The organism is Actinomadura sp. NPDC000600 (genome assembly GCF_040492135.1).
In the GTDB taxonomy this organism is placed as follows: Bacteria; Actinomycetota; Actinomycetes; order Streptosporangiales; family Streptosporangiaceae; genus Spirillospora.
Window position 1 is genome coordinate 1 of record NZ_JBEUPD010000035.1, and the last position, 26,321, is coordinate 26,321.

Consider the following 26,321-nt stretch of genomic DNA (forward strand, 5'->3'; position numbering starts at 1 on the left):
CGAGATCCGGCAGCGCCACCCCGTCTTCGGCGTCGGCTCCTACGTCGAACTGTCCGCCTCCAACCCCTCCGTCCTCGCCTTCACCCGCGAGATCAACGGCGGGGACGCCAACCAGTGGGGCGGCACGAACACCGTCCTGTGCGTGAACAACCTCTCGCGGTTCCCGCAGCCCGTGGAACTCGACCTGCGGCGTTTCCGGGGCTCGTCCCCGATCGAGTGCATGGGCGGCGTGCAGTTCCCGGCCATCGGCGAGCTGCCCTACCTGCTGACCCTGCCGGGCCACGGCTTCTACTGGTTCCTGCTTCCGCCGCCGCCGGACGAGCAGGAGCAGGGAGAGGGAGTGATGTGACCGTGGCGCCGTCCGATCTGCCGACCGACGACTCCCTCGTCCGGCTCCTGTCCGGCTGGCTGCCCCGGCAGCGCTGGTTCGGCGGCAAGGACGGCCCCATCCGCGAGCTCGCCATCGGCACCGCCACCGAGCTCCGCGCCGGCGACCCCGCCCTGCACCACCTCGTCATCGACGTCCGCCAGGACGGCGCCACCGACCACTACCAGCTCCTCCTCGGCGTCCGCCGCGACCTGCCCGAGCATCTGGCGCCGGTCGCGATCGGGCGGCTGGACGACCCCGAGCAGGGGATCACCGGCTACGTCTACGACGCCGCGCACGACACCGAGCTGACGCGCCCGCTGCTCGGCCTCATGGCGGACGAGCGGACGGTCGGGCCGCTGACCTTCCGCCGCGCGCCCGGCACCGGCATCCGCACGGACCTGGACGGCACGCCGATCCCGGCCGAGCAGAGCAACACCTCGCTGATCTTCGGCGACGCCTACATCTGCAAGCTGTTCCGCCGCCTGTCCCCCGGCGTCAGCCCCGACCTGGAGGTCAACCTCGCGCTCTCGCGGCGGGGCTCCGAGCACATCCCGAGCGTGCACGGCTGGATCGAGCTGGCACCGGGCGCGCTGGGGGCCGCGGGCGCGGAGTCCGGCGAGGGCGAGCCGGCCACGCTCGCGCTGCTGTCGGAGTTCCTGCGCACCGCGACGGACGGCTGGCAGCTCGCGCTCACCAGCGTCCGCGACTGGTTCGCGCAGCCGGCGCCGCCGGGACCGCCGCCCGCGTTCGCCGCTGACGACGCCGGTGCGGCCGCCGAGGACCCCGGGGCGGCCGGCGGCGACTTCGCCGCCGAGGCCGAGCGGCTCGGCGCGGCCACCGCCGAGGTGCACCGCGACCTCGCCGCCGCGTTCGGCGTGACGCAGGCGCCGCCCGAGCTGGTGCGGGAGATCGTCTTCGCGATGCACGAGCAGCTCGACCAGGTCGCCGCCGCCGTCCCGCAGCTGCGCCCGTACGCGCCCGCGATCCGCGAGGTGTTCGACCGGGTCGCCGCCGAGGCGGTGCCGCTGCCGTTCCAGCGCGTGCACGGCGACTACCACCTCGGCCAGGTCCTGCGGACCGACTCCGGGTGGATGCTGCTCGACTTCGAGGGCGAGCCGGCCCGCGCGCCCGCCGAGCGCCGGGCGCCCGCGCACCCGCTGCGCGACGTCGCCGGGATGCTCCGCTCGTTCGAGTACGCCGCGCGGTTCCTGCTGGTCAGGGACACGGACCTGCCGCAGCAGGCGGCGGACGCGCTGGAGCTGCGCGCCCAGGCGTGGGCCGAGCGGAACCGGGCGGCGTTCTGCGCCGGCTACGCGGCCGCGGGCGGGCCCGACCCGGCCGAGCACGCGTCGCTGGTGCGGGCGTTCGAGTTCGACAAGGCGGTCTACGAGATCCGCTACGAGGCGCGGAACCGGCCGTCGTGGCTCCCCGTGCCGCTGCGGTCCCTGGCCCGGCTCGCGGGCTGACCGGGCCGGGACCGCGCGCGCTCCGCGGATCGCGCCGCGCCGCATGTCGTGCCATGGGCCTCCTCACGGGCCGCGTCACAGGTCGATGGAGTAGTCCAGGACGACCCGGTCGGCGGGCAGCACGATGTCGCGGCAGACCTCCATGACGCCGGCGCGCGACAGCATCCGGCGGGTGATGGCGAGCACCGGCACCCCGCCCGTCATGCGCAGGGTCTCGGCCTCCTCGGGGGTCGGCATGCGGGAGCGGACGGCCTCCTCGACCCGGATCGGCGGGTGCCCGAGGTAGGCCAGCTGCGCGAGCGTCCCGCCGGGCCAGGGCTCGCGTGCCGGGTCGGCGACGGGCGTGTCGCCGACCACGTCCCACGGCAGGTAGTTCACGGAGATCTGCTGCGGCTCCTCGCGGGCGTAGAAGACGAACCGGCGGCGCAGCAGCTCGGTGCCGGACGGCAGCTCGAACAGCGCGCCCAGGTCGTCGTCGGCCCGGACGCGGGAGAACTCGCGGTCGAGCCGGTACTCCTCCCAGGTGATCTTCTGGTCGCGGGTGAACGTGGTCTCGGGCACCGCCATCGGCTCGCTCACCGCGCGGTAGCGGTCCATCGCCACGCGCCGCGCAGGCGGGACGACCCGGACGATCGTGCCGCCGCCGCGGCGGGTCTCCACCAGCCCCTCCCCGCGCAGCAGCGCGACCGCCTGCCGCACGACGATCTCCGAGACGCCGTGGGCGCCGCACAGCTCGGCGATGGTCGGCAGCCGCGTCCCCGGCGGAAGGCTGCCGTCCCGGATCCCCTCTCGCAGGGTGTCGGCGATGCGCAGGTAGGCGGGACGGTCCGGCACCGGCGTCACCTCCCTCTCCTCGGGCGCACCCCCGGGCCTCGGGCCTGCCGCGGCGTTCGGACAGCGTTCGACGCCGCGTTCGATCCTGCGCGTCCCTCCTGTCATCCATACCTTCCGGGCGCTATCCGCGGGGGCACGGTCCGCTTACGGACAGCTTGACACCTCTCAGGCCGAGTAAGACTTTTGTATACAGAAGCGCGGCCCCGGGGAAGGGACGACCTTGATGGGCGACTTCGAGGATCTGAAGGCGGCCATCGAGGGAGAGTTTCCGGGTTGGCAGGTGTGGCGCAGCGACGCGGGACGCTGGTACGCGACCCGCAGCGGCGACCTCACCGACGCCCAACTCCAGGCGGGATGTGCGATGACGGTGGCCGCGGACGACGCGGAGGGGCTCCGCCGGACGCTGCTCGACCAGAGGCGCGGGGAGTCCTGAGACCGGTGACGGAAGGCAGGGGAGGCGGGGCCGCCCGGCCCGCGAGCGGGGGCGGGCCGGGCTGGGACATTCCGGTACGGAAGGTACCTGTGGCGCTGAGGTGACACAGGAATGGAGCCCTGGGCGGTGGGGTCGGCGTCACCCCTGGGGCGAGGTAGACGTGGCCGCACGGTCGGCGCATTCGGCGCGACCCCACGACGAAGAGTCGTGCCGGCCGTGCGGTCGCAACACCCGCACAGGCGACCACACCCGTACCCGGCGGCACCCGCGTCCGAGCGGCACCCGCAGGTGGGCGCCGGCTCGCGAAAACAGGTGGGCCGGGCATGTGAGAGCGCCGCTTCTCGGGGCACCCTCATTGGGATAAAACGGCTCAGGGACGGGAGGCCATGACGTCATGGCACGGGTGACGCGCGCGGAGATCGACAGGCTCGTCGGCGGCGACCACCATGATCCGCACGGTGTCCTCGGGGCGCATCCCGGACGGGACGGGGTGACGGTGCGGGCGTTGCGCCCGCTCGCCGAGAAGGTCGAGGTCGTGCTCCCGAACGGCGACCGGCATCCGCTCCGGCACTTCCACCAGGGGCTGTTCACCGGAACGCTGCCCGCCGGGACGTCGCTCGCGGGCGCCGGCGCGGACAAGGCGCCCCTCGCCGTCCCCGACTACCGGCTCGCCGTCACCTACGGGGACGGCGCCGAGTCGATCCAGGACGACTCCTACCGGCATCTGCCGACGCTCGGCGAACTCGACCTGCACCTGATCGGCGAGGGGCGGCACGAGGAGCTGTGGCGCGCGCTCGGCGCCCGCGTCCGCTCCTACGCCTCCGCGTTCGGCACCGTGACCGGCACGGGCTTCGCGGTGTGGGCGCCCACGGCGCGGGGCGTGCGCGTGGTCGGCGACTTCAACCACTGGGACGGCCGCGCGCACCCGATGCGGTCGCTCGGCTCCACCGGCGTCTGGGAGCTGTTCGTCCCGGGCGTCGGCGACGGCGTCTGCTACAAGTACGAGATCCTCGGCGCGGACGGCGTGTGGCGCACCAAGGCCGACCCGATGGCGCAGGCCACCGAGCGGCCGCCCGCGACGGCGTCCCGCGTGTTCACCTCCTCCTACGAGTGGGAGGACGGCGCGTGGATGGACTCGCGCAAGGACCACGACTGGCTGCACGAACCCATGAGCGCCTACGAGGTGCACCTCGGGTCGTGGCGCCCCGGGCTCGGCTACAAGGAGCTGGCGGACGAGCTGACGCAGTACGTCAGCGACATGGGCTTCACGCACGTGGAGCTGCTGCCGGTGACCGAGCACCCCTACGGCCCGTCCTGGGGCTACCAGGTCACCTCCTACTACGCGCCCACCGCGCGGTTCGGCGACCCCGACGACTTCCGCTACCTCATCGACCGCCTCCACCAGGCCGGTATCGGCGTCATCATGGACTGGGTGCCCGCCCACTTCCCCAAGGACGAGTGGGCGCTGGCCCGGTTCGACGGCACCGCCCTCTACGAGCACGAGGATCCGAAGCGCGGCGAGCACCCCGACTGGGGCACGCTCGTGTTCAACTTCGGGCGCGCCGAGGTCCGCAACTTCCTGGTGGCGAACGCGTCGTTCTGGCTGGAGGAGTTCCACATCGACGGGCTGCGCGTGGACGCCGTCGCCTCGATGCTGTACCTCGACTACTCGCGCAAGGAGGGCGAGTGGACGCCCAACATCTACGGCGGGCGGGAGAACCTGGAGGCCATCTCCTTCCTCCAGGAGATGAACGCGACGGTCTACAAGCGCAACCCCGGCGTCGTGACGATCGCGGAGGAGTCGACGGCGTGGCCCGGGGTGTCCCGGCCGACCCATCTCGGCGGGCTCGGGTTCGGGTTCAAGTGGAACATGGGCTGGATGCACGACACGCTCGAATACCTGCGCCACGAGCCGGTGTTCCGGCACTACCACCACAACGAGATCACGTTCTCGCTGGTGTACGCGTTCTCTGAGAACTACGTCCTGCCGCTGTCGCACGACGAGGTCGTCCACGGCAAGGGCTCGCTGCTGAGCAAGATGCCGGGCGACTCATGGCAGCAGTTCGCGGGGCTCCGCGCGCTGCTGGCCTACATGTGGTCGCACCCCGGCAAGCAGCTGCTGTTCATGGGCCAGGAGTTCGGGCAGGGCGCCGAATGGGCGGAGGAGCGGCCGCTGGACTGGTGGCTGCTGGAGAACGCCGCCGAGGGCGCCAACCACCTCGGGCTGCAGAAGCTCGTCCGCGACCTGAACCTCGCCTACCGGTCGAAGCCGGCGCTGTGGACGCGCGACAGCGACCCCGAGGGGTTCCGCTGGATCGACGGCAACGACGCGGGCGGCAACACCCTGTCCTACCTGCGCTACGGGACGCCGGCCCGGGAGGTCGGCGAACCGCCCGTCGTCGCGTGCGTCGTCAACTTCGCCGGGAGCCCGCACGAGAACTACCGGCTCGGCCTGCCCGAGGCGGGCCGGTGGCGCGAGCTGGTCAACACCGACGCCTACGAGTACGGCGGCAGCGGCGTCGGCAACCTCGGCAGCGTCGAGGCCGTCCCGGAGCCGTGGCACGGGCTGCCCGCGTCCGCGCAGATGCGCGTCCCGCCCCTGGGAGCGGTCTGGCTCGTCCCTGAATAGGGTGACGGGATGCGCCTGCACATCGTCCCCGGACAGTTCCTGGTGGAGCACCTCCCGCACGCGACGTTCCCCGAGGACGACGAGTGGGTCGCGCTCATCCGCGCCCCCGAGGGCCTCACCGTGATCCGGGACGCCTCGCCGTTCACCGAGGCGGAGCGCTGGGTCGGCTTCTACGGCGACCCGGACGGCGGCCTCGACACGCCCGGCGTGCTCGCCGGGATCGTGGGGCCGCTGGCCGAGGCCGGCGTGTCCGTCTTCGTCGTCTCGACGTACCACTCCGACCTCGTGCTCGTCCCCGAGCACCGGTCGGAGGCGGCGGCCGGGGCGCTGCGCGACGCCGGCCACCGCGTCGAGGCCTAGAGGCGTTCGAGCAGCCAGCGGGGGCCGGTGACGGCGGCGCCCGCCGCCTCGCAGCGGGCGCGCAGCTCCCGGTCGGCCGTGACCACCAGGTGGGCCTGCCCCGGACGGCCCTGCCGGACGAGGTCCACGATCGTGTCGTCGCCGCTGCCGGGGGCGGCCACGACCCGCAGGCCGCCGGCGGGCTCGTCGGCGACGCCGCGCGCCGCTCCCTCGACGACGAGGACGACCTCCGGGAAGCAGCGGTCGTAGGGGAAGAGGCCGCTCGGCAGGCCCTGCACGCCGCCGTCCAGGCGCTTCAGGTCGTCGCGGAGCCGCGCGTTCGCGCCCGCCCGGTCCTTCCACCAGCCGTCGGCGCGGGCGCCGACGACGTTCGCCGCGTCCACGACGAGGACGAGCTCCTGCATCGCGCTCCGCAGGCGGGGCCAGGAGCGCGCGAACGGCTCGAACAGGTTGCGGTCGGTGACCTCTTCCGCGCGCACCCATTCGGCTCTGCGCGTCTCCCGCGACGCGGGCAGCACCCGCGCGAGCTCGGGCAGCGAACCCACGATGGAGGTGAAGGACCAGCCGCCGTGGTCCTCGACGCTGGTCCCGTGGACGGCGACCGTCGTCGTGTCGAGCGTGCACTCCTCGGACGTCTCGCGGAGCGCGCCGGTGACGACGTCCTCGTGGCTGTGGAGCGCGCCCCCGAACATGCCCCACGTCCCGCCGCCGAGGCCCCACCACGCGCGCTGCTGGAGCAGCAACCACACCTGGCCGGAGGAGTCGCGGTGGTAGGCCAGCAGGCCCGCGGCGCCGAACCGCCCCCAGTGCGTGTGGCCCAGCTCGCAGGCGGCCCAGCCGTCGCCGTCTCCCATGCGTCCGACGATAGCGCCGCGGACCCGCGGTGCAGGCCGGTCCCGTGACGAAGGGCACAGTGCCCTCGCCCCGACCCCGCCCCGCTCGCCGAATACCATTCGGAGGTCATCGTGATCAGGGAGTGTGGTGTGAGCGTCGAGGCGACCCCGGAGGCCCATCGCGAGGCGGCCGACCTGTGGAACACCCTGTCGGGCGCCGAGCTGATCCAGGCGATGGCGGACGGGCGGTTCCCCCAGATCTCCGACGTCAACGACTACATCGGGCAGCACATCGCCTCCGCCGAACCGGGCCGGGTCTCCATCCGGTGGACGCCCGGCGAGCGGCTCTGCAACCCCGGCGGCACCGTGCACGGCGGCTACATCGCGATGATCCTCGACAACGCGGTCTGCCTCGCGGCGAGCAGCACCGGCGAGCACTTCATGCCGATGCTCACGCTCAACCTGAACGTCGACTACCTGCGCGGCGTCCGGGCGGGCGAGACCTACACGGTGACCGGGACGTGCGTGCACCCCGGCGGCACCCGCATGGTCTCCAACGCCGTGGTCGCCGACGGGCACGGCCGCCCGGTCGCCCAGGCCTCGGCCAGCGTCATCCCCAACAAGGCGTTCGCCCGCTGACCCCTCCCCCGCCGCGCACTCCCCCTTCCGGCAGACGGGCACCGGCCGGGGACACCCGGAACGGTGGCGGGAGAGCACATAGGCTGGGCCCATGGTGGATCCAGGCACAGTCGTCAACGTGATCAAACAGGCCCGCGACCGGCGGACGGCCCCGCTGATCCTCGAACTGGACCTCACCGAGGGCATCGTCGAGACCGCGCCGTCCGACCCCGTCTCGGCCATCCTGTCCATGCGCCGGACGAGCCTGCGCGACGTCCTGGACGGGCTGCGCCGCGCCCGCTCCGACAGCCGGGTGCGCGCCCTCGTCGTGAAGGTCACCGGCACCATCGGGCTGGCGCTCGCCCAGGAGCTGCGCGAGGCCGTCCAGGGGCTGCGGGACGCGGGCAAGCTCACCGTCGCCTGGGCCGAGACGTTCGGCGAGGGGGGCCGCGGCACCGTCCCGTTCTACCTGGCCACCGGGTTCGACAAGGTCTACCTCCAGCCCACCGGCGAGGTCGGGCTCACCGGCGTCGCGCTGGAGGAGCCGTTCTTCGCCGGCGCGCTGGAGAAGGCGGGCGTCCAGCCGCGCTTCGCCAAGCGCTACGAGTACAAGACCATGGCGAACACGTTCATGGAGAAGACCTACACGCCCGAGCACGAGGAGTCGTCGCAGCGCCTCGTCACCTCGCTCGGCGAGCAGATCACTGCCGGGATCGCCGCCGCCCGCGGCCTGCCGGAGGACGAGGTCCGCGAGCTCACCGACCGCGGCCCGCTGCTGGCCGCCGAGGCGCTGGAGGCGGGCCTCGTCGACGGCCTCGCCTACCGCGACGAGGTCTACGGCGGACTGCGCGAGCGGTTCGGCGAGGAGGCGCAGCTGCGCTTCGTCTCCCGCTACAACCGCGCGCACGGCCTCGCGGGCCGCCTCCCGCAGCCCGGCAAGCAGGACGTCGTCGCCTACATCAACGGTCAGGGCCCGATCCGGCTCGGCCGCAGCGGCCGGGGCGGCCCGCTCCCGAACTCCGGCCCCGCGATGGGCTCGGACACGGTCGGCGCCGCGTTCCGCGCCGCGGTGAAGGACGAGCGGGTCAAGGCGATCGTGTTCCGCGTCAACAGCCCGGGCGGCTCCGCCGTCGCGTCCGACGCGATCTGGCGCGAGGTCGTGCTCGCTCGCCGCGCCGGCAAGCCCGTCGTCGTGTCCATGGGCAACGTCGCGGCGTCCGGCGGCTACTACGTCGCGATGGCCGCCGACACGATCGTCGCGCAGCCCGGCACCATCACCGGCTCGATCGGCGTCGTGGTCGGCAAGGCCGTGGTGAACGACCTGCTGGAGCGGGTCGGCATCGGCCTCGGCTCCGTCGCCGACGGCGACCACGCCCGCATGTTCAGCGCCACCAAGGACTTCAGCGACTCCGAGTGGGAGCGGGTCAACGCCTCCCTCGACCGGATCTACGACGACTTCACCGCGAAGGTCGCCGAGGGCCGCGACCTGACCCGCGAGCGCGTCCACGAGCTGGCCCGCGGCCGGGTCTGGACGGGCGCGGACGCCCGGGAGCGCGGCCTCGTCGACGAGCTGGGCGGCATCGACCTGGCCCTCGACATCGCCCGCAAGAGGGCGGGCCTGGCCTCCGACGCCCCGGTCCGGCTCTACCCGCACACCTCGCCGCTGGAGCGGCTGCGTCCGCCGGAGTCCAGCGAGGACCGCGCCGCCGCGGCCGCGCGCTTCGACGGCTGGGGCTCCCTCGGCGGCCTCGCCGCGCGCCTCGGCCTGCCCGCCGCCGGCCCGCTCACCCTGCCCGGCTCCTGGGAGATCCGCTGAGCGGCGAGTTCGTCGAGGCCGTCGCGGGCTTCGCCACGGGCGTCGCCGTGCTGACCGTCCGCGACGGCCGCGACGACCTCGGCACCACGGTCACCTCGTTCATGTCGGTGTCGCTGGAACCGCCGATGGTCGTGGCGAGCGTGACGACCTCGTCCTACCTCACGGAGGTGCTGGGGCGGCGCCCGCGCTGGGCCGCGACGGTCCTGTCCTCGGCCCAGCGCGCCCTGGCGGGCAGGTTCGCCGCCGAGGGACGTCCGAGCGCCCGCATCCTGCTGGCGAGCGAGCCCCACCACCGCGGCGAGCACTCCGGCGCCCTCGTCCCCGAGGCGGGCGTCTCCGCCCTGGAGTGCGAGACCCGGCAGACCGTCGAGGCGGGCGACCACACCCTCTTCATCGCCGAGGTCCTCTCGACCGACTACGTCAGCGCCGGGCGGCCCCCCTTGGTGAGGGTCGCCCGGCGCTACCTGCCCGTCTAGCCGCCGGCCCGGCGGGCTACGCCTTCGGGAAGCGCTCCAGGAAGCCGCGCAGGTCGTCGGCGTGCTCCTCCTCCTGCGCCAGGATCTGCTCGAAGACGCGCTTGGTGGTGGGGTCGCCGTCGCCGAGCCACTGGATGATCTCGGTGTAGGACGCGATGGCGATCCGCTCCGCCACCAGGTCCTCCTTGAGCATCTCGACCAGGTCGAGGCTGGCGTTGTACTCGGCGTGCGCGCGGGTGGTGAGGGTGTCCGGGGAGAAGTCGGGCTCGCCGCCGAGCTGGACGATCCGCTCCGCCAGCATGTCGGCGTGCTGCTGCTCCTCGGCCGCGTGCTGGAGGAACTCGCTCGCGACGGTCTCGGCGTGGATGCCGGTGGCCGTGTAGTAGTGCCGCTTGTACCGCAGCACGCACACGATCTCCGTGGCCAGGGCCTCGTTGCAGACCTGGATCACGCGCTCGAGGTCCGCACCGTACGCCTCGGTGATCGGGCCTTTATCGATCTCCTGCCGAGCACGCTCGCGCAGGGTCTTGATGTCCGTCAGGAACTCCGCCATCTAGGGGCCTCCACAGTCGACTATTGGAAGTCGTTTACCCGGCGCCCGTGCTTCCACACGGCGTGTGTGAGGGGCACTCCGGGACGGTAGGCGAGGTGGATGTAGGACGGTGCGTCGAGGACGTGGACGTCGGCCCGGGCGCCTGGCGTCAGGTGCCCCACGTCGGTGCGGCGGAGGGCGCGGGCGCCGCCTGCGGTCGCCGACCAGACGGCCTCGGCGGGCGTCATGTGCATGTCGCGGACGGCCACGGCGATGCAGAACGCCATGCTGGAGCTGTAGCAGGATCCGGGGTTGCAGTCGGTGGCGAGGGCGACGGTGGCCCCGGCGTCCAGGAGGCGGCGCGCGTCCGGGTAGGGCTGGCGGGTGGAGAACTCGACGCCGGGCAGGAGCGTCGCGACCGTCCGGGACGACGCCAGCGCGTCCACGTCGGCGTCGCCGAGGAACGTGCAGTGGTCGGCGGACGCGGCGTCCAGCTCGACGGCGAGCCGCACGGCGGGCCCCTGCGTGAGCTGGTTCGCGTGGAGGCGCGGCAGCAGGCCCGCCTTCACGCCCGCCGTGAGGACCTCCCGGGCCTGGCCGGCGTCGAAGGCGCCCTCCTCGCAGAAGACGTCCACCCAGCGCGCGTGCGGAGCGCAGGCGGCGAGCATGTCGGTGGCGGCGAGGCGGGCGTACCCGGCGGTGTCGCCCGCGTACTCGGCGGGGACGACGTGGGCGCCGAGGTAGGTCACCTCGTCGGCGTACTCGGCGGCGATCCGGACGGCGCGCGCCTCCTGCTCGACCGTGAGGCCGTAGCCGGACTTGCACTCGACCGTCGTGACGCCCTGCCGGGCCATCTCGCCGACGAGGCGGCGCACGTTGGCGCGCAGTTCGTCGTCGGACGCGGCGCGGGTGCGCTCGACGGTCGTGCGGATGCCTCCCGCGGCGTACTTCTCGCCGCTCATCCGGGCCGCGAACTCCTCGGCGCGCTCACCGGCGAAGACCAGGTGGGCGTGGGAGTCCACGAAGCCGGGCAGCACCGCCCGCCCGGCGGCGTCGAACGACTCGTCGGCGGCGGGCGCGGACGAGGACGGCCCCGTCCACGCGACCGCGCCGTCCTCGATCACCAGCGCGGCGTCGCGGACGACGGCGAGGCCGCCGCCCGCGGCGGGATCGTTGGTGACGAGCTCTCCGATGTCGGTGATGACCGTGCTCGTGGAGTTGCCCCTGCTCGTGGGGATGACCGTGCTCACCGGGGCAGGATCTCACGCGGCGGCGCGGGATCCCCCACCGCGGCACCCGCGGGCCGGAGCCCGGTCACCGGTGCGCCCGGGCGTCAGATCCGTGTCAGGTGCAGGACGCCGGCGGCGTCCGCCCGCACCTCGACGGCCTCCCGGGTGTAGCGGCCGGACGCGCCGGAGGCGAAGCGGATCCCGGGGGCCACGCGGACCCGCGGCACCGCGAAGAAGACGGCGGTGACCCGGTCCGGCTCACCGTCGCGCACGGCGGCGCAGACCTCGACCTTGGTCCGTCCGTCCTGCCGGGGCGTCAGCACGGCGTGCCCGCGCTCGATCCGTTGCGGCATCTCGGTCCTTCCTCTCCAGTGGACGCGGTTCCAGGGGACGCAGTGGCGATCTCGGTTCCAGGGGGCTCTGGAAGAGCACCCGGCGCCAGTCGCCGGCGAAGCAGAAGACCCCGGCCGCGGTGCGGACGCCCAGGGCGTGGGGGACGCCGGCCGCTCCGACGTGCGCGGTCACGTTCCCCATCGAGTAGATGCTCTGGAGGTCCTCCCACAGCGAGACGCTGAGGAGGGTGCGCCGCCGCCACTGCACGACCGCGCGCGACGCCACCAGGCCGCGGGCGTGGCGGCGCACCTGCCGCTTCACCCGGACGTGCAGGACGATCAGGGCGAGCAGTTTGGGCAGCGTGCCGCATTCGAAGCGGGTCACCACGACCTGCCCGAGCGCGGGGTCCGGCTCGATGACCGGGGTCAGGCCGCCCACGCCAGGGCCCAGGCCGCCGCCGCGAGCAGCAGGCCCGCTCCCGACGCCCGCCGCAGCGTCCTCGCCCATCGGTGATCCTTTCCGCTGCCGAGCAGTCCCATCGCCCGGTCGCTCATGCTCCAGGCGGTGACGGCCACACTGACGATCAGGGAGAGCGCCACGAGCAGCGCCGCGCCGACGTCCGGCCGCAGGAGCACCACCGCCCCCATGGCCGCCCAGATGAGAGACGTCGTCTTCTGCGTGGTGAACAGCAGCCCGAGGTCGAACCCCCACGTGACGCCGAGCGTCCCGGGAGGCAGCCTGTGCACGAGCTCCTGCGGCACCTGCCGCCACACGTGCGGGGTCCGGTTCAGCATGTCGGCGACCGCGAACGCGACGGCGGCCGCGACCACCAGCCAGACCCTCACCGGCTCGGGCAGCACCGAGCGCAGGAGGACGCCGAGCACGTACGCGGGGACCGCGAGCATGAGGCCCGCCAGGGCGCCGCCGACGGCGAGCCCTGCCAGGAACTTCGCGCCCCTGCGCCTGCTGCGGCGGAGCATGGGACCGGCGACCCCGGCCATGGAGCGGCCTCAAGGGCTCAGGACCTGGAGCACCGCTCCCACGGCGCCGATGATCACCCAGACCGTCACGTTCCCGCGCCCGTCAGCTGTACTTGCATTCCGCGGCGGACTTGATCGACGAGGGGCAGTAGGCCCCCGCGTTGATCGTCTCGCAGCAGGTGCAGTGGAGGTAGCCGTTGTCAGGCGGCGAGCAACTCCAGAGGTAGCCCTCGTAGGAGCGGCACGTGGTCATGGAGATGGACGGTGCCTTGCAGAGGTTGCAGCAGTAGTACTTGTACTTCGCGGCGTGCGCCGTCCCGGCCCCGCCGAAGATCACGGCGGCGGTGGTCAGCCCGGTGGCGCCGACGCCGGAGAAGAACCGGCGCCTCGTGAACCGTCTCATGCGGTCTCCATCTCCTTCCGCACCGCGTCGCGGAGCGCGGCGACGTCGTTGAAGGTGTGGGCCGAGGCCAGCCGGCCGCCGCGGAAGACGAGCGCGGTCGGGCTGATCTCGACGGCGAACTCCGCCCGCGTCCAGGCGCCGCCCTCGTCCACGTGGTGCCGGTAGGAGCCGAGGCGGTTGGCGGTGACGAAGTCCTCGCCGCCCTCCCGGGCGCCGGTCGATATCACCAGGCCCAGTTCCGCCCAGGCGAGGTGCTCGGGCTCGGCGGCGAGCTGCTTGGCGATGGTCTGGCAGGACGCGCAGACCGTGCTCAGCACGAGGATCACGGCGTCGTCGCGGTCGGGCAGTCCCGCGGGCCACTCGCCGGGCTCGCGGCCGATGTTCGTACCGTCCAGCGGCCGCACGACGGGGACCGGGCGGTCGTCCGGATCGGGCACCCGCGTCGCGAGCTCGCCGAGCATGGCGAAGAGCACCACGACGGCGGCGGTCAGCAGCAGCAGCGCGAAGCCGAACACGATGAGCATCAGCGCGCCTCACTTCCTGCGAGCGGACTCGCGTCGAGCGGTCGCCCCGCGGCGGGGGCGGGCGGGGCCGCGGCGCGGATCCGGCTCAGCAGCCGTTGCCGGATCAGCTCGCGGTGGGCGGAGAGGCAGAGCGCCAGGGAGCCCGTCGAGGCGAGCAGCACGGCGCCCTCGGTGTGGTCCGCGGGCGTCGCGGTGGTCGCGGCGAGCGGCAGGACGGCGGCGAGCAGCAGCCCGACCGCCACGTTCGACCAGCCGAGGGGGCGGTCGGCCGACGCCCCGAAGCAGCCGCACGGGGCGGTGCTCCGCCGGGTCCGGCCGAGGACGCCGAACGCGGCGAACAGCAGGCCGAGCAGCGAGGCCAGGACGGCGGCGGGCACGCGGAGGGGACCGACGATCAGCGCGACCGCCGCGGCGATCTCGACGGCGGCGAGCCCCCGCACCGCCGCCGGGCGGTCCGCGGCGGGCGCCAGCTCGGCCAGCGCGCGGCGCAGCGGCCCGGGGACCACGAGCTTCGCGAGCCCGGAGTTGAGGAGGACCGCGGCCGCCGCCGCGTCCGCGGCGGTCAGTGCCCATTCGTCCGGCGCCATTCGGCCACCTCCTCCGAGGAGGCTAACCAGCCGTCCGGCTCAAGATCACGAGGCTGGACGACTCATCTTCGGCGGCGGCCGGCGGCCCCGGTTGAGCCGCCGGTTGAGCAAGGAGCGGGCTCCGGTTGAGCACTCCCGGGGATGACCGGCGGCGGAACGGCGGCGAAGGCGCCGCCCGCCGGGTGTCATTCGCCCGGGCGGCCGGAACCCGCGCCGAAGTCCAGCCGCCGAAGCTCCGCGCGGGTCCTGACGCCGAGCTTGGGATACGCGCGGTAGAGGTGGTTTCCGACCGTCCGCGGGCTGAGATAGAGCCGGGCCGCTATCTCCCGGTTGGTCGCGCCCGCGGCGGCCAACCGCACCACCTGCAGTTCCTGGTGGGTCAGGCCGCCGGCTCCCGGACCGCCGCCCGCCGGACCGCGGTCCGCCCCCGCCGCGGGACCGGCCACCCCGGCGGCCCCGAGTTCGGCCCTCGCGCGTTCGGCCCAGACCCGCGCGTCCACGGTCGTGAACAGCTCCACGGCCAGGGCCAGGTGCCGGTGGGCTTCGGCCCGGCGGCGCGCCCTCCTCAACCACTCGCCGTAGAGCAGTTCCGTCCGAGCTCGTTCGTAGGTGTTGCCGCCCTCCCGGCCCAGCAGTTCCGCCGCGCGCGCGAAGTGGTGCTCTGCCTCGTCCCGGGGCGCGAGCTGGCCCCGGCACCGCTCCAGGAGCGCCAGCGCGGTCGGCGAGGGATGCTTCGCGGCCCGGTCTTCGAGCAGGGCGAGGGGCCGCCGTGCCCGTTCCGGCCGCCTGCACCGCACGGCGGCCTCCACCCGGTCGGACGCCTGGCGGACGACGGTCGCGACCGGCCCCGCCTCCGGCGCGCTCTCCGGGACGTCCTCCAGGCGGGCGAGCGCCTCGTCGTGGCGGCCGTGCCCGAGGTCGAGCAGGGCGAGCGCCCAAGTCCCCAGGGAGACGGTCGGCGTGATCCGCTCGGCGCGGGCGTGCTCCGTCCCGGCCGCGACCAGGTCCGCGCAGCGCCGCTCGTCCCCCTCGACGGCGGCCAGCCAGCCGAGGAGGCAGCTCAGGTGGCCGGAGCGGTGCCGCCCGCCCGCGAGCCGCAGCCCTTCCTCGGCGGCTTCGCGCGCCTCGCGGTGGCGTCCCCGGTCGATCTGCGCGTGGGCGAGGACCTGCAGCGCGTAGGGGAGCCGCCCGGCCGCGTCGCGGCAGTCCCGCGCGAACCGGGACGCGGCCTCGTGCGCACCGTCCGCGAGGGCGAGGCAGGCGGCCGCGAGGCGGCGGCCGGGTTCGTCCGCCAGGGAGCCCAGCAGCCCGCCGAGGCCTCCGGCGCCGCCCGCCGGACCCGCTGCCTCGGCGACCGCCCGCGCCAGGTCCGCCGCCGGCGAGTGCCCGGGCGGCCGGACGGCCCGCAGCGCGTCCGCGGCCTCCCGCACGAGCCCCGGATCGCCCGCGTGCCATCCGCACCGGACGGCGTCCGCCAGCATCAGCAGCGCCTCCGCCGGGTCCCGGCGGACGATCGGCAGGGCGCCCTCGACCAGCGTCCGCGCCGCCCGGCCCGGCGAGCCGCACTCGAACTCCACCGCCGCGCCGACCTGTGCGAGCTCGGCGCGCGTCAGCGTGTCGGCGGCGAGCGGGGCGGCCCGCGCCGCAAGCTCCGCCGCCGCGCCGAACAGGCCCGCCTCGCTCGCCGACCGCGCGGCCGCGGCGAGCCGGTGGGCGCGGACGCCGCCGTCCGGGGTCAGCTCGGCGGCCCGCGCGTAGCACAGGTAGGCGCGCCGGTCGCCGGACCACTCCCCCGCCCGCTCCAGCTCCGCCGCGACGTCCTCGCCGCGTCCGAGGGCCGCGGCCGCCCGGTGCCAGGCCCGCGCCTCGGGGTCCTCGCGCCCGGCGCGGTCCGCGAGCGCCCGATGGACGGCGCGCCGCTCCGACGCGGTGGCGTGCTGGTAGGAGGCGGCCCGCACGAGCGGGTGCGTGAAGGCCACCGCCGTCCCGGCCGCCTCGACCAGGCCCGCGCGTTCGGCGGGCGCCAGGTCCGCGGCGGACGCGCCGAGCCTGGACGCGGCCGCCGCGAGCCGCGCGGCGTCGCGGGCGTCGTCCGCCGCCGCCGCGAGCAGCAGGGTCCGGGTGCGGGCGGGCAGCGCGTCGAGCCGCTCCGCCGCCTCGTCCAGGACGGGCCCGCGGATCGGGCGGGTGCCGTCGTGGAACGTGAACGGGTTGATGCGCCCCGCGCGCTGGCCCGGGGTGAGGCATCCGGCGAGGAGCCGCAGCGCGAGCGGGTTGCCGTCCGCTTCGGCGACGACGCGCTCCACGGCGAGCGGGCTCAGCCCTCCGCCTCCGTCGCGCAGCAGCGCGGCCGCCTCGTGCGGTTCCAGCGCGTCCGGCCTGATGTCCGGGAGCCCCGACGACCGGAAGGTCTCCTCCCCGCGATCGGCCGCGAGCAGGGCGACCGGCTCCGCGGCCAGGCGGCGTGCGGCGAACGCCAGCACGTCCGCCGAGGCCGGGTCCAGCCACTGCGCGTCGTCGACCAGGCAGAGCACCGGGCGCTCGCCGGCGATCCGGCGCAGCAGGGCGAGGAAGGCGAGGCGGACGGGGACGAGGTCCACCTCCCCGGCGGGGCACGGCTCGCTCAGCGCGCGGAGGCGGTCGGCGGCGGCGCCGGGGAGAGCGTCGAAGCCGTCCCGGACGGGCCGCAGCAGGAGGTCCAGGCCCGCGAAGGGCTGCCCCGCCTCGCACGGGGATCCGGCGCAGCGCAGCGCCAGGGTGCCGTCCGCGGCGTCCGCCGCGTGGTCGAGCAGCGCGGTCTTGCCGATGCCCGGCGCGCCGCGGATGACGGCGGCACCGCCGCGCCCGGTCCGCGCGCCCGCGATGAGCCGTTCGATCCGCGCCTGTTCGACGCTCCTGCCGTACAACATGGGAGGGGTGCCCATATCGACCACTACATGATCGTAAACGGCGCGTGCCGGCAGGCAAGGGGGGCGGCCGGTTCCCGTCCTGGAATCGAGGCTCAGCCGGTTCCGGGGTCCGTGGGCGGGTCGGCGGTGACGGCGGCGATGGACTCGGCCAGGGCGGCGGGCACGTCCTCGACCAGCAGGTGGCGGCCGTCGTGGACGATCTGGCGGCCGGAGACGACGACGTGCCGCACGTCGGCGGCGGTGGCGGCGAAGACGGCGGCCTCGGCGGCGTGGTCCGGGGCGGCGCCCGCGGTGCGGACCGAGTCGAGGGCGACGGTGACGAGGTCGGCGTAGGCGCCGGGTTCCAGCCGTCCCGCCTCGGGCCAGCCGAGCCCGTAGTGGCCGTTGGACGTCGCGGCGGCGAGCAGTTCCCCTGCGGTCCAGTGGCCCCGGGCGCGGGTGCGGAGCCGCTCGTCCAGCTCGACCGCGCGGGCCTCCTCGAACAGGTCGACGACGGCGTGCTGGTCGGAGCCGAGGCAGATCGGGGAGCCCGCGTCCGCCAGGCCGCGGGCGGGGCCGATGCCGTCGGCGAGGTCCCGCTCGGTGGTCGGGCACATGCACACGCCGGTCATCGTCGTCCCGAGCAGGGCGATGTCCTCCTCGGCGAGGTGGGTCGCGTGCACGGCGGTGGTGAGCGCGCCGAGCGCCCCGGCCTCGGCGAGCAGGCGCGTCGGCGTCATGCCGTAGGCGTCCAGGCAGTCGCGGTTCTCGGCGGGCTGCTCGGACAGGTGGACGTGCAGCGGGGCGCGGTGCTCGCGCGCCCACGACGCGACGGCGTGCAGCTGCTCGCGCGGCACGGCCCGGACCGAGTGGATCGCGGCGCCGACGCGGGCATGGAGCCGCTCCGCCTTGCCGGTCTGCTCGTACAGGGTGTCGACGCGCCGCACCCAGTTCCCGGCGGTGCCGTCCCCGAACCGCAGCTGCGGGCCGGCGAGCGGGCGGCCGATGCCGCCGGTCAGGTAGCAGGCGTCGAGCAAGGTGATCCGGATGCCCGCGTCGGCCGCGGCGGCGATCAGCGCCTCGCCCATCGCGTTCGGGTCCCCGTAGGGCGCGCCGCCCGGCCGGTGGTGCAGGTAGTGGAACTCGCCGACGCAGCTGATCCCGGCGAGGGCCATCTCGGCGAACACCGCCGTGGCGAGGGCGCGGTAGGAGCCCGGGTCGAGCCGTTCGGCGACCTGGTACATCTGCTCGCGCCACGTCCAGAACGTCCCGGAGTGCGCCTGGACGCGGGAGCGCAGCGCGCGGTGGAACGCGTGGGAGTGGGCGTTGGCGAGGCCCGGCAGGGTGAGGCCGGGAAGGCGCTGGGCGCCCGGCGCCGCCGGGACTCCGGGGGTGATGCGTGTGATCCGCTCGCCGTCGGCCTCGATGAGCACGTCGGGCGCGACGCCGTCGCCTAGCCAGGCGAACTGGGCATGCCACTGCATATCGGAATCCCTACCCGCGCGCCAGGTCGTCCAGTACCGCGGCGAGGGCCTCGACCCCGGCCAGGCAGTCGGCCGGCTCGGCGAACTCCTCGGGCGCGTGCGACACCCCGGTCGGGTTCCGCACGAACAGCATCGCGGTCGGCAGCCGGGCCGACAGGACGCCCGCGTCGTGCCCGGCGCCGGTCGGCAGGACGGGCACGCCGCCGAGCACCGCGCGGACGCGGTCGCGCAGCGCCAGGTTGAAGTCGACGATCTCGGTGTAGGACTCCTCGGCGAGGTCGACGCTCACCCGGTGCGGGCGCGCCGCGACCCGCGCGGCCTCGTCGACCTCCTTCACCGTCCGGCGGACGGCGTCGTCGGCGGGGCCCCGGGCGTCGAGCCAGGCGGTGACGGCCGACGGGATCGCGTTGACGCCGTTCGGCTCCACCCGGACCTTCCCGACCGTCGCGACGGTCCCGTTGCGCTCGGCGGCCTCCCGCGCGGCGATGACCATGTGCGCGAACGGCAGCATCGGGTCGCGCCGGTCGGGCAGCCCGGTCGTCCCGGCGTGGTTGCCCTCGCCCGCGAAGCCGAACCGCCACCGGCCGTGCGGCACGATCGCGCTCGCGACGCCGACCGGCCCCTCCAGCGCACGGCCCTGCTCGACGTGGAGCTCGACGTAGCAGCCGATCCGCCCGAGGAGGTCCTCGTCGGGGCCGATCGCGTGCGGGTCGAGCCCGGCGTTGTGCACCACCTCGGCGAAGGTGTGCCCGTCGGCGTCGGTGAGGCCGCGCGCCCGGTCCGGGTCGATCGCGCCGGCCAGCAGCCGGGAGCCGAGGCAGGCCACCCCGAACCGGGCGCCCTCCTCCTCGGCGAACGCCCCGACGCCGATCGGACGGGCGGGCCGGACGCCGCGCTCGCGGAGCAGGTCGACCGCCGCGAACGCCGACACGATGCCGAGCGGCCCGTCGAACGCTCCCCCGCCGGGCACGGAGTCGAGATGGCTGCCGGTCAGGACGGCGTCCGCGCGGGTCCCGTCCTCCGGGTACCACCAGGCGACCATGTTCCCGTTGGGGTCGTGTTCGAGGTCGAGGCCGCGGCGGCGCGCCTCGCCCGCGAACCAGGCGCGGCACTCCAGCTCGGGCGGCGTCCACGCGAACCGGTGGTAGCCGCCGGTCGCCGCGTCCCGGCCGACGGGCAGCAGCTCCGCCCACATCTCCTCGAAGCCCACGACCGGACCGCCCCTCACGACCGCATCGGGATGCGCACCCCGCGCTCGTCGGCGACCTCGGCGGCCCGCTCGTAGCCGGCGTCGACGTGCCGCATGACGCCGGTGCCCGGGTCGTTGGTCAGGACGCGCTGGAGCTTCTCCCCGGCGAGGGCCGTCCCGTCGGCGACGCAGACCTGCCCGGCGTGGATGGACCGGCCGATGCCGACCCCGCCACCGTGGTGGATGGAGACCCACGTCGCGCCGGAGGCGGTGTTGAGCATGGCGTTCAGCAGCGGCCAGTCGGCGATCGCGTCGGACCCGTCCTTCATGCCCTCGGTCTCCCGGTACGGGCTGGCGACCGAGCCGCAGTCGAGGTGGTCGCGGCCGAGCACGATCGGGGCGCTGATCTCGCCGCGCGCGACGAGGTCGTTGAACACCTCGCCCGCCTTGTCGCGCTCGCCGTAGCCGAGCCAGCAGATCCGCGACGGCAGGCCCTGGAAATGGACCTTCTCCCCCGCCATCCGGATCCACCGGCTCAGCGGCTCGTTGTCGGGGAACAGGTCGAGGATCGCCTTGTCGGTGCGGGCGATGTCCTTCGGGTCGCCCGACAGCGCCGCCCACCGGAACGGCCCCTTGCCCTCGCAGAACAGCGGCCGGATGTAGGCGGGCACGAACCCGGGGAACTCGAACGCGCGCGTGTAGCCCGCGAGCTGCGCCTCACCGCGGATGGAGTTGCCGTAGTCGAACACCTCGGCGCCCGCGTCCTGGAAGCCGACCATGGCCTCGACGTGCGCGGCCATCGAGGTGCGGGCCTTGGCGATGAAGCGGTCCCGGTCCTTGTCGCGCTCGGCGGCCATGTCCTCGAACGCGACGCCGCTCGGCAGGTACATCAGCGGGTCGTGCGCGCTGGTCTGGTCGGTGACGATGTCGATCGGGGCGCCGCGCCGCAGCAGTTCGGGGACGATGTCGGCGGCGTTGCCCAGCACCGCGATCGACAGCGGCCGGCGCTCGGCCTTGGCCTCCTCCGCGAGCCGGAGCGCCTCGTCCAGCGAACCCGCCTGCACGTCGCAGTACCGGTGCGCCACCCGGCGCTCGATCCGGGACGGGTCGCACTCGACGCAGATCGCGACGCCGCCGTTCATCGTGACGGCGAGGGGCTGCGCGCCGCCCATCCCGCCGAGCCCGGCGGTGAGCGTGATCGTCCCGGCGAGGGTGCCGCCGAACCGCTTCTCGGCGACGGCGGCGAACGTCTCGTAGGTTCCCTGGAGGATCCCCTGCGTCCCGATGTAGATCCACGACCCGGCGGTCATCTGCCCGAACATCGTCAGGCCGAGCGACTCAAGGCGGCGGAACTCCTCCCACGTCGCCCACTGCGGGACGAGGTTGGAGTTCGCGATCAGCACGCGCGGCGCCCACTCGTGCGTCCGGAAGATCCCGACCGGCTTGCCGGACTGGACGAGCAGCGTCTCGTCCCCCTCCAGGTCGGACAGCGACCGGATGATGCCGTCGAAGGCGTCCCAGTTCCGGGCCGCCTTCCCGGACCCGCCGTAGACGACCAGCTCGTCGGGGTGCTCGGCGACCTCGGGGTCGAGGTTGTTCTGGATCATGCGCAGGGCGGCCTCCTGCGGCCAGCCCTTGGCGGCGGTCAGCGAGGTGCCGCGCGGGGCGCGGACGGGACGGGGACCGGACATGTACGACTCCTTCAGGACAGCGGGCCGGTGACGGCCTCGGCGGCGGCGACCAGTGAGCCGTCCCGGACCAGCGCGGTCGCGGCGGCGATCTCGGGGGCGAGGTAGCGGTCCGGGCCGGGCGGCGGGACCGCCTCGCGCAGCTCGGCGACCACGGCGGCGGTGGCCGGGCCGGGCCGCAGCGGCGTGCGCAGATCCAGCGCCCGCGCGGCGGTGAGGATCTCGACGGCGACCACCTGGGCGAGCCCGTCCACGGCGCGGCGCAGCTTGCGGGCCGCGCTCCACCCCATCGAGACGTGGTCCTCCTGCATGGCCGAGCTCGGGATCGAGTCGGCGCTCGCGGGGACGGCGAGGCGCTTCAGCTCCGACACGATCGCGGCCTGCGTGTACTGGGCGATCATGTGGCCGGAGTCGACGCCCGGGTCGTCGGCGAGGAAGGCGGGCAGCCCGGCGGAGCGTCCCTTGTCGAGCATCCGGTCGGTGCGGCGCTCCGACATCGAGGCGACGTCGGCGGCCGGGACCGCGAGGAAGTCCAGCACGTACGCGATCGGGGCGCCGTGGAAGTTGCCGTTGGACTCGACCCGCCCGTCCGGGAGGACGACGGGGTTGTCGACGGCGGACGCCAGCTCCCGTCCCGCCACGAGTTCGGCGTGCGCGAGGGTGTCGCGGGCGGCGCCGTTCACCTGCGGGGCGCAGCGCAGCGAGTAGGCGTCCTGCACGCGGGTGCAGTCGGGCCCGCGGTGCGACTCCATGATCTCCGAGGCGGCCAGCAGCGCCCGCAGGTTCGCGGCCGACGCGGCCTGGCCGGGATGGGGCCGCAGGTTCTGCAGGTCGGCGGCGAAGACGCGGTCGGTGCCGAGCAGCGCCTCGACGCTCATCGCGGCGGCGACGTCGGCGGCGGTGAGCAGCCTCCTCAGGTCGTGGATGGCGAGGACGAGCATGCCGAGCATCCCGTCCGTGCCGTTCAGGAGGGCGAGCCCCTCCTTGGCGCCGAGCTTGACCGGCGTGATGCCCGCGTCCCGCAGGGCGTCGGCCGCCGGCCTCAGCTCGCCGGAGGCGTCCCGGACCGACCCCTCGCCGATCAGCGCCAGGGCCACGTGGGCGAGCGGCGCGAGGTCGCCGGAGCAGCCGAGGCTCCCGTACTCGAAGACCTGCGGGGTGATGCCCGCGTTGAGCAGCTCGGCCAGGGTCCCGGCGGTGACGGGCTGGACGCCGGTCCGTCCCGTGGCGAGCGTCCGGAGCCTGAGCAGCATCAGCGCCCGGACGACCTCCCGCTCGACCTCGGCCCCCGACCCCGCCGCGTGCGACCGGACGATGTTCAGCTGGAGCTGCGCCCGCATCTCGGGCGCGATGTGCCGGGTGGCGAGCGCTCCGAAGCCCGTCGAGACGCCGTAGACCGGCGTCGGACGGGCCGACAGCTCCTCGATGTGGGCCCGCGCCTCACCGATCAGCTTGAGCGCCCCGTCGGACAGCGCCACCTCCGCACCGTCCCGCGCGACCGCCACGACCTGATCGAACGCCAGCGGTTCCGGCCCGACCTCGACGCCTGCGTCCCCCATGCCAAACCCCCTACCCACCAAACCCATACCCACCATTGGAGCGCCTCCGGGGCCTCCGCCCCAGCCCCGGACCGCGCTCTGTGTCTCGTATACGAGACAATCGGAGCATGAGCCAGGTCCCGGCCGCCCGCCGCGCGCTCGCGGTGCTGCGCCTCCTGGCGGGCGCGCCCGGCCCCCTGCCCGCCTCGGCGATCGCCCGCTCCCTCGACCTGCCGCGCTCCAGCGCCTACCACCTGCTCACCGCGATGGCCGAGGACGGCTTCGTCACCTACATCCCCGAGGAGCGCCGCTGGGGCCTCGGCGTCGCCGCCTTCGAGATCGGCTCCGCCTACCTGCGCCACGAGCCCCTGGAGCGCCTGGCACGCCCCCTGCTGCGCCGCCTGGTCGACCGCGTGGGCGAGATCGCGCAGCTCGGCGTCCTGCACGGCGCCGAGACCCTCTACCTGCTGAAGGAGCAGCCGCCCCGGCACGCCACCCTGGTCACCGACGTGGGCGTCCGGATGCCCGCCCAGCTCACCGCCAGCGGCCGGTCGATCCTGGCCTACCTGCCGCCCGCGCAGGTCAGGGCCCTGTTCCCCGGCCGCTTCGTGGACCGCACCGGCCGCGGCCCGTCGTCCCTGCGCGACCTGCGCCGCATCCTCGCCGAGGACGCCCGCCGGGGCTGGGCGGTCGAGGACGGCCACATCACCGAGGGCTTCGCCAGCATCGCCGCCTGCGCCTTCGACCACACCGGCCATCCCACCGCCGCGATCACGGTGACGTTCCGCCGCGAGGACCACCCGGAACCCGCGTGGCCCGCCCTGGCGGACCACGTCCGCGCCACGGCCGCCGCCCTGACCACCCGGCTCACGGGCCGCCCCCCGACCTGACCGCTAGCTCCCGAAACGGTCGGCGACCAGCCGATCGCCCCAGCGGCGCAGCGCGTCCTCCACGGGCGGATGGCTCAGCCCGGCCTCCTTGGCCAGCGCGTCGGCCGAGGACGTGTCGTACCGCTCCTCGGACAGGAAGGAGAGCGTCTCGGGTTCGACGCCGGTGAGCGCGCGCGGCAGCCGCCGCACCAGCCCGACCGGCAGCATCATCCGGGGAGGGCGCACGCCCAGGTGCCGCGCCAGGAGCCCGACCAGCTCGTGCAGGTTCGGCGTGGCGCCGTCCAGGACCCGGTGGGCGCGGTACGGCCCCTCGTCGTACTCGGGGACGGCGGCCATGAAGCGCGCCAGGTGATCGACGGTGACCACGGGGACGAACGTGCGCCGCGACCCGGCCAGCGCGGGCAGGCGCCCCGCCCAGAGGTCCCGGACCAGCTCGGCCAGTCCGATGTACTGCCCGGCCTCACCCGTGACCGAATGCCCGATCACGGTCGCCGGATGCACCGCGGTGAGGGGAGCGCCTTCCTCTTCCGAGACGGCCCGTACCGCCGCGTCCCCTTCGAGCTTCGACGCCTCGTAGGCGCCCAGCCGCCGGTACAGCGCGTCCAGCTCCTTCGCCGCCACCGGATAGGTGAGCGTGCCGGCAGAGGCGACCCGATACCCGGACACATGGACGAGCCGCCGCAGCCGAGGAAGCCCGGCTGCCCACCGCACGACGTTCACGGCACCGTCGACGTTCGCGCGCCGAGCCTCCTCGCGCCCCAACCCGAACCGGAAGAGGGCGGCGGCGTTGAAGACGTCCCGCACGCCTTCCAGCCGCTCGCGATCTCCCTCGCCCAGTCCCAGACCCGGCCGGGTGATGTCGGCGTCCACGACCACGAGCCCCCGCGCGTCGACCCCGTGCTCCCGCAGCCACCCACGCAGCTCCTCACCGCGGTCGGCTCCACCCCGAACGGCCACGGCGACCGTCCGCCCCCGGCCCAGCAGCTCCGCCACCAGCCACCGCCCGATGAACCCCGTAGCCCCGAAGACCAAGGCACCGCCGGTCTCGCCCGCACTGAACGTCATGGCGACAAACTAGACCGGTCTACCTATTTTGTCGAGCCGCGACCGCCGGGCCGACTCCCCGGCCGAAGAGAATCAGTCGTCGAGGAGGCGCCACATGGTGAGGGCGAGCCTGGCGCGGGTGAGTCCAGCCGGTTCGGTGAGGTCGATGCCGAGCGTCTTCGCCAGCTGGTCGAGCCGGCGGGCGACGCTGCTGTGGTGCAGGTGGAGCCGGTCGGCGGCCTGGCGCAGGGAGCCGGTGGCGCAGTAGGCGTCCAGGGTGTTCAGCTCGTCCGGGTTGCCGGCCAGCCGGGCGATCGCGGCCACATCGGCGTTGTCGCGCGCGGCGCCGGAAGGGATCCGCGCGAGCAGGGCCAGCGCGCCCAGGTCCTCGTAGCGGACGACGGGTTCGCGCGTGCCGGTGAAGCGCAGGGCGGTACGGGCTTCGCGCCAGGCGTGGTCGGGCCGTTCCGCGGCGCCGACGCCCGCGCGCACGCCCGCCGGGAACCGGGCCGCGTCGAGGGTGGTCGCCAGGATGACGCCGACGTCGGCGACCGGCGCCGCCTTCACCGGCCGGCCCGGGCAGACCAGGGTGCCGATCCGGTCGAGGGGAAGCGGCGACCGGACGGCGGCGACGCGGACGGGCAGGTCGGCGGCGAAGCCCAGCAGCCGCAGCGCCCGGGCCCTGGCCGCCTCGTCGGCGCCGGGGCTGATCACCAGCTCGACCAGGGCGGGGTCGGCCATGGTGGTGCGTTCCGGGCCGTACCTCTCGAAGACCGCGGCGGCGGCGATGGCGAGGCGGTCCAGGACCGCCTCGTCGAGCGGGCCGGGCGGTCCGGGGCGTTCCAGCCAGACCGTGCCGATCTCCTCCTCGTCCAGGACGACCGGCGCCGTGGTGGACGCGGGCGCCGGTGGGCCGGAGGCGTTCGCGCCGTCGGGGGCGACGCGGATCACCCGCCCCGTGCTGTGCAGCCGGATCCCGGCGACGCACTCGGCCAGGCCCGCCGAGGCACGGGCGAGCGCCGGCAGGTCGACCCGCCGTCGCATCAGCGTGTCGTAGAACATGACGACGCGGATCACGCCGTCGACCTGCGGGTCCAATCCGGACAACCGTTCGACCAGGGCCTCCATGGGCACGAGGATAAGCGCCGGTCGGCGCGCGATCCATGCGGGATGCGCG

26 protein-coding genes are annotated in these 26,321 nt (G+C 74.7%); 9 read left to right on the plus strand and 17 right to left on the minus strand.

Annotated elements, in window-relative coordinates:
- Together ABWI07_RS35090 and ABWI07_RS35095 are read left to right on the plus strand one after the other, a co-directional pair.
- Positions 1-349: alpha-glucosidase C-terminal domain-containing protein (locus ABWI07_RS35090; protein WP_353821204.1), on the plus strand; the 349-nt coding region annotated here is incomplete at its 5' end.
- 2 nt (positions 350-351) lie between these two features.
- Entirely contained in the window at positions 352-1,836 is a 1,485-nt protein-coding gene (locus tag ABWI07_RS35095; RefSeq protein WP_353821205.1) for a maltokinase N-terminal cap-like domain-containing protein, read from the plus strand.
- A 75-nt stretch (positions 1,837-1,911) separates the two neighbouring features.
- Here ABWI07_RS35095 and ABWI07_RS35100 read toward each other — a convergent pair whose 3' ends face one another.
- Entirely contained in the window at positions 1,912-2,679 is a 768-nt protein-coding gene (locus tag ABWI07_RS35100; protein ID WP_235037361.1) for a GntR family transcriptional regulator, read from the minus strand.
- 214 nt (positions 2,680-2,893) lie between these two features.
- On the opposite strand from ABWI07_RS35100, the gene ABWI07_RS35105 reads away from it, so the two are divergent.
- The 3 genes from ABWI07_RS35105 to ABWI07_RS35115 all read left to right on the plus strand — a co-directional run bounded on the left by ABWI07_RS35105 (position 2,894) and on the right by ABWI07_RS35115 (position 6,092).
- A complete protein-coding gene (locus ABWI07_RS35105) occupies positions 2,894-3,103 on the plus strand; it encodes a hypothetical protein (RefSeq protein WP_149264064.1) in 210 nt (69 codons plus the stop codon).
- 394 nt (positions 3,104-3,497) lie between these two features.
- Positions 3,498-5,732, plus strand: a complete 2,235-nt coding sequence (gene glgB / locus ABWI07_RS35110) for a 1,4-alpha-glucan branching protein GlgB (RefSeq protein ID WP_353821206.1) — start codon at positions 3,498-3,500, stop codon at positions 5,730-5,732.
- Between the two features lie 9 nt (positions 5,733-5,741).
- Complete coding sequence (locus ABWI07_RS35115; protein ID WP_353821207.1) at positions 5,742-6,092, plus strand: ACT domain-containing protein; 351 nt, start codon at positions 5,742-5,744, stop codon at positions 6,090-6,092.
- Here ABWI07_RS35115 and ABWI07_RS35120 read toward each other — a convergent pair.
- A complete protein-coding gene (locus ABWI07_RS35120) occupies positions 6,089-6,946 on the minus strand; it encodes an NUDIX domain-containing protein (RefSeq protein ID WP_353821208.1) in 858 nt (285 codons plus the stop codon). The two genes, ABWI07_RS35115 and ABWI07_RS35120, sit on opposite strands and share 4 nt — an antisense overlap.
- Positions 6,947-7,075: 129 nt before the next feature.
- Between ABWI07_RS35120 and ABWI07_RS35125 the strand changes: the two genes are divergently transcribed.
- The 3 genes from ABWI07_RS35125 (at position 7,076) to ABWI07_RS35135 (ending at position 9,835) form a co-directional block, all read left to right on the plus strand.
- A complete protein-coding gene (locus tag ABWI07_RS35125) occupies positions 7,076-7,564 on the plus strand; it encodes a PaaI family thioesterase (protein ID WP_353821209.1) in 489 nt (162 codons plus the stop codon).
- Positions 7,565-7,655: 91 nt separating this feature from the next.
- The gene (gene sppA / locus ABWI07_RS35130; RefSeq protein ID WP_353821210.1) at positions 7,656-9,359 is read left to right on the plus strand and encodes a signal peptide peptidase SppA; all 1,704 of its coding nucleotides are present in this window, start codon (positions 7,656-7,658) and stop codon (positions 9,357-9,359) included.
- Entirely contained in the window at positions 9,344-9,835 is a 492-nt protein-coding gene (locus ABWI07_RS35135) for a flavin reductase family protein (RefSeq protein ID WP_149264203.1), read from the plus strand. The genes sppA and ABWI07_RS35135 overlap by 16 nt, the downstream gene beginning before the upstream one ends.
- A gap of 16 nt (positions 9,836-9,851) precedes the next feature.
- Here ABWI07_RS35135 and ABWI07_RS35140 read toward each other — a convergent pair whose 3' ends face one another.
- From ABWI07_RS35140 to hutH, 13 genes are all read right to left on the minus strand, one after another.
- Positions 9,852-10,388 (minus strand): ferritin-like domain-containing protein, encoded by a 537-nt coding sequence (locus tag ABWI07_RS35140; RefSeq protein ID WP_149264069.1) that lies wholly within the window; start codon positions 10,386-10,388, stop codon positions 9,852-9,854.
- 20 nt (positions 10,389-10,408) lie between these two features.
- Positions 10,409-11,617 (minus strand): imidazolonepropionase, encoded by a 1,209-nt coding sequence (gene hutI / locus ABWI07_RS35145; protein ID WP_353821211.1) that lies wholly within the window; start codon positions 11,615-11,617, stop codon positions 10,409-10,411.
- Between the two features lie 83 nt (positions 11,618-11,700).
- Complete coding sequence (locus tag ABWI07_RS35150; protein WP_160161171.1) at positions 11,701-11,868, minus strand: hypothetical protein; 168 nt, start codon at positions 11,866-11,868, stop codon at positions 11,701-11,703.
- Entirely contained in the window at positions 11,855-12,436 is a 582-nt protein-coding gene (locus ABWI07_RS35155) for a hypothetical protein (RefSeq protein WP_353821212.1), read from the minus strand. Before ABWI07_RS35155 ends, ABWI07_RS35150 begins: the two co-directional genes overlap by 14 nt.
- Complete coding sequence (locus tag ABWI07_RS35160; protein WP_353821213.1) at positions 12,355-12,930, minus strand: hypothetical protein; 576 nt, start codon at positions 12,928-12,930, stop codon at positions 12,355-12,357. The genes ABWI07_RS35155 and ABWI07_RS35160 overlap by 82 nt, the downstream gene beginning before the upstream one ends.
- Positions 12,931-13,012: 82 nt before the next feature.
- Positions 13,013-13,312, minus strand: a complete 300-nt coding sequence (locus tag ABWI07_RS35165; RefSeq protein WP_353821214.1) for a hypothetical protein — start codon at positions 13,310-13,312, stop codon at positions 13,013-13,015.
- Complete coding sequence (locus ABWI07_RS35170; RefSeq protein ID WP_149264074.1) at positions 13,309-13,836, minus strand: hypothetical protein; 528 nt, start codon at positions 13,834-13,836, stop codon at positions 13,309-13,311. Before ABWI07_RS35170 ends, ABWI07_RS35165 begins: the two co-directional genes overlap by 4 nt.
- Complete coding sequence (locus tag ABWI07_RS35175) at positions 13,836-14,423, minus strand: MauE/DoxX family redox-associated membrane protein (RefSeq protein WP_353821215.1); 588 nt, start codon at positions 14,421-14,423, stop codon at positions 13,836-13,838. The genes ABWI07_RS35170 and ABWI07_RS35175 overlap by 1 nt, the downstream gene beginning before the upstream one ends.
- A gap of 185 nt (positions 14,424-14,608) precedes the next feature.
- On the minus strand, positions 14,609-17,347 hold the full coding sequence (locus ABWI07_RS35180) for an AAA family ATPase (protein WP_353821216.1): 2,739 nt from the start codon (positions 17,345-17,347) through the stop codon (positions 14,609-14,611).
- Positions 17,348-17,424: 77 nt separating this feature from the next.
- Entirely contained in the window at positions 17,425-18,795 is a 1,371-nt protein-coding gene (locus tag ABWI07_RS35185) for a formimidoylglutamate deiminase (protein WP_353821217.1), read from the minus strand.
- A gap of 10 nt (positions 18,796-18,805) precedes the next feature.
- The gene (locus ABWI07_RS35190) at positions 18,806-20,005 is read right to left on the minus strand and encodes an allantoate amidohydrolase (RefSeq protein ID WP_353821257.1); all 1,200 of its coding nucleotides are present in this window, start codon (positions 20,003-20,005) and stop codon (positions 18,806-18,808) included.
- A 14-nt stretch (positions 20,006-20,019) separates the two neighbouring features.
- A complete protein-coding gene (hutU, locus tag ABWI07_RS35195) occupies positions 20,020-21,675 on the minus strand; it encodes a urocanate hydratase (protein WP_353821218.1) in 1,656 nt (551 codons plus the stop codon).
- An 11-nt stretch (positions 21,676-21,686) separates the two neighbouring features.
- Positions 21,687-23,231 carry a histidine ammonia-lyase gene (gene hutH / locus ABWI07_RS35200; RefSeq protein WP_353821219.1) on the minus strand — a complete coding sequence of 515 codons (1,545 nt, stop codon included), beginning with the start codon at positions 23,229-23,231 and terminating at the stop codon, positions 21,687-21,689.
- Between the two features lie 107 nt (positions 23,232-23,338).
- Between hutH and ABWI07_RS35205 the strand changes: the two genes are divergently transcribed.
- Complete coding sequence (locus ABWI07_RS35205; RefSeq protein ID WP_353821220.1) at positions 23,339-24,100, plus strand: IclR family transcriptional regulator; 762 nt, start codon at positions 23,339-23,341, stop codon at positions 24,098-24,100.
- A 3-nt stretch (positions 24,101-24,103) separates the two neighbouring features.
- On the opposite strand, the gene ABWI07_RS35210 is transcribed toward ABWI07_RS35205, so the two are convergent.
- Both ABWI07_RS35210 and ABWI07_RS35215 read right to left on the minus strand, forming a co-directional pair.
- Complete coding sequence (locus tag ABWI07_RS35210) at positions 24,104-25,165, minus strand: SDR family oxidoreductase (RefSeq protein WP_353821221.1); 1,062 nt, start codon at positions 25,163-25,165, stop codon at positions 24,104-24,106.
- Between the two features lie 72 nt (positions 25,166-25,237).
- Complete coding sequence (locus ABWI07_RS35215) at positions 25,238-26,272, minus strand: PucR family transcriptional regulator (protein ID WP_353821222.1); 1,035 nt, start codon at positions 26,270-26,272, stop codon at positions 25,238-25,240.
- Positions 26,273-26,321: the final 49 nt, after the last annotated feature.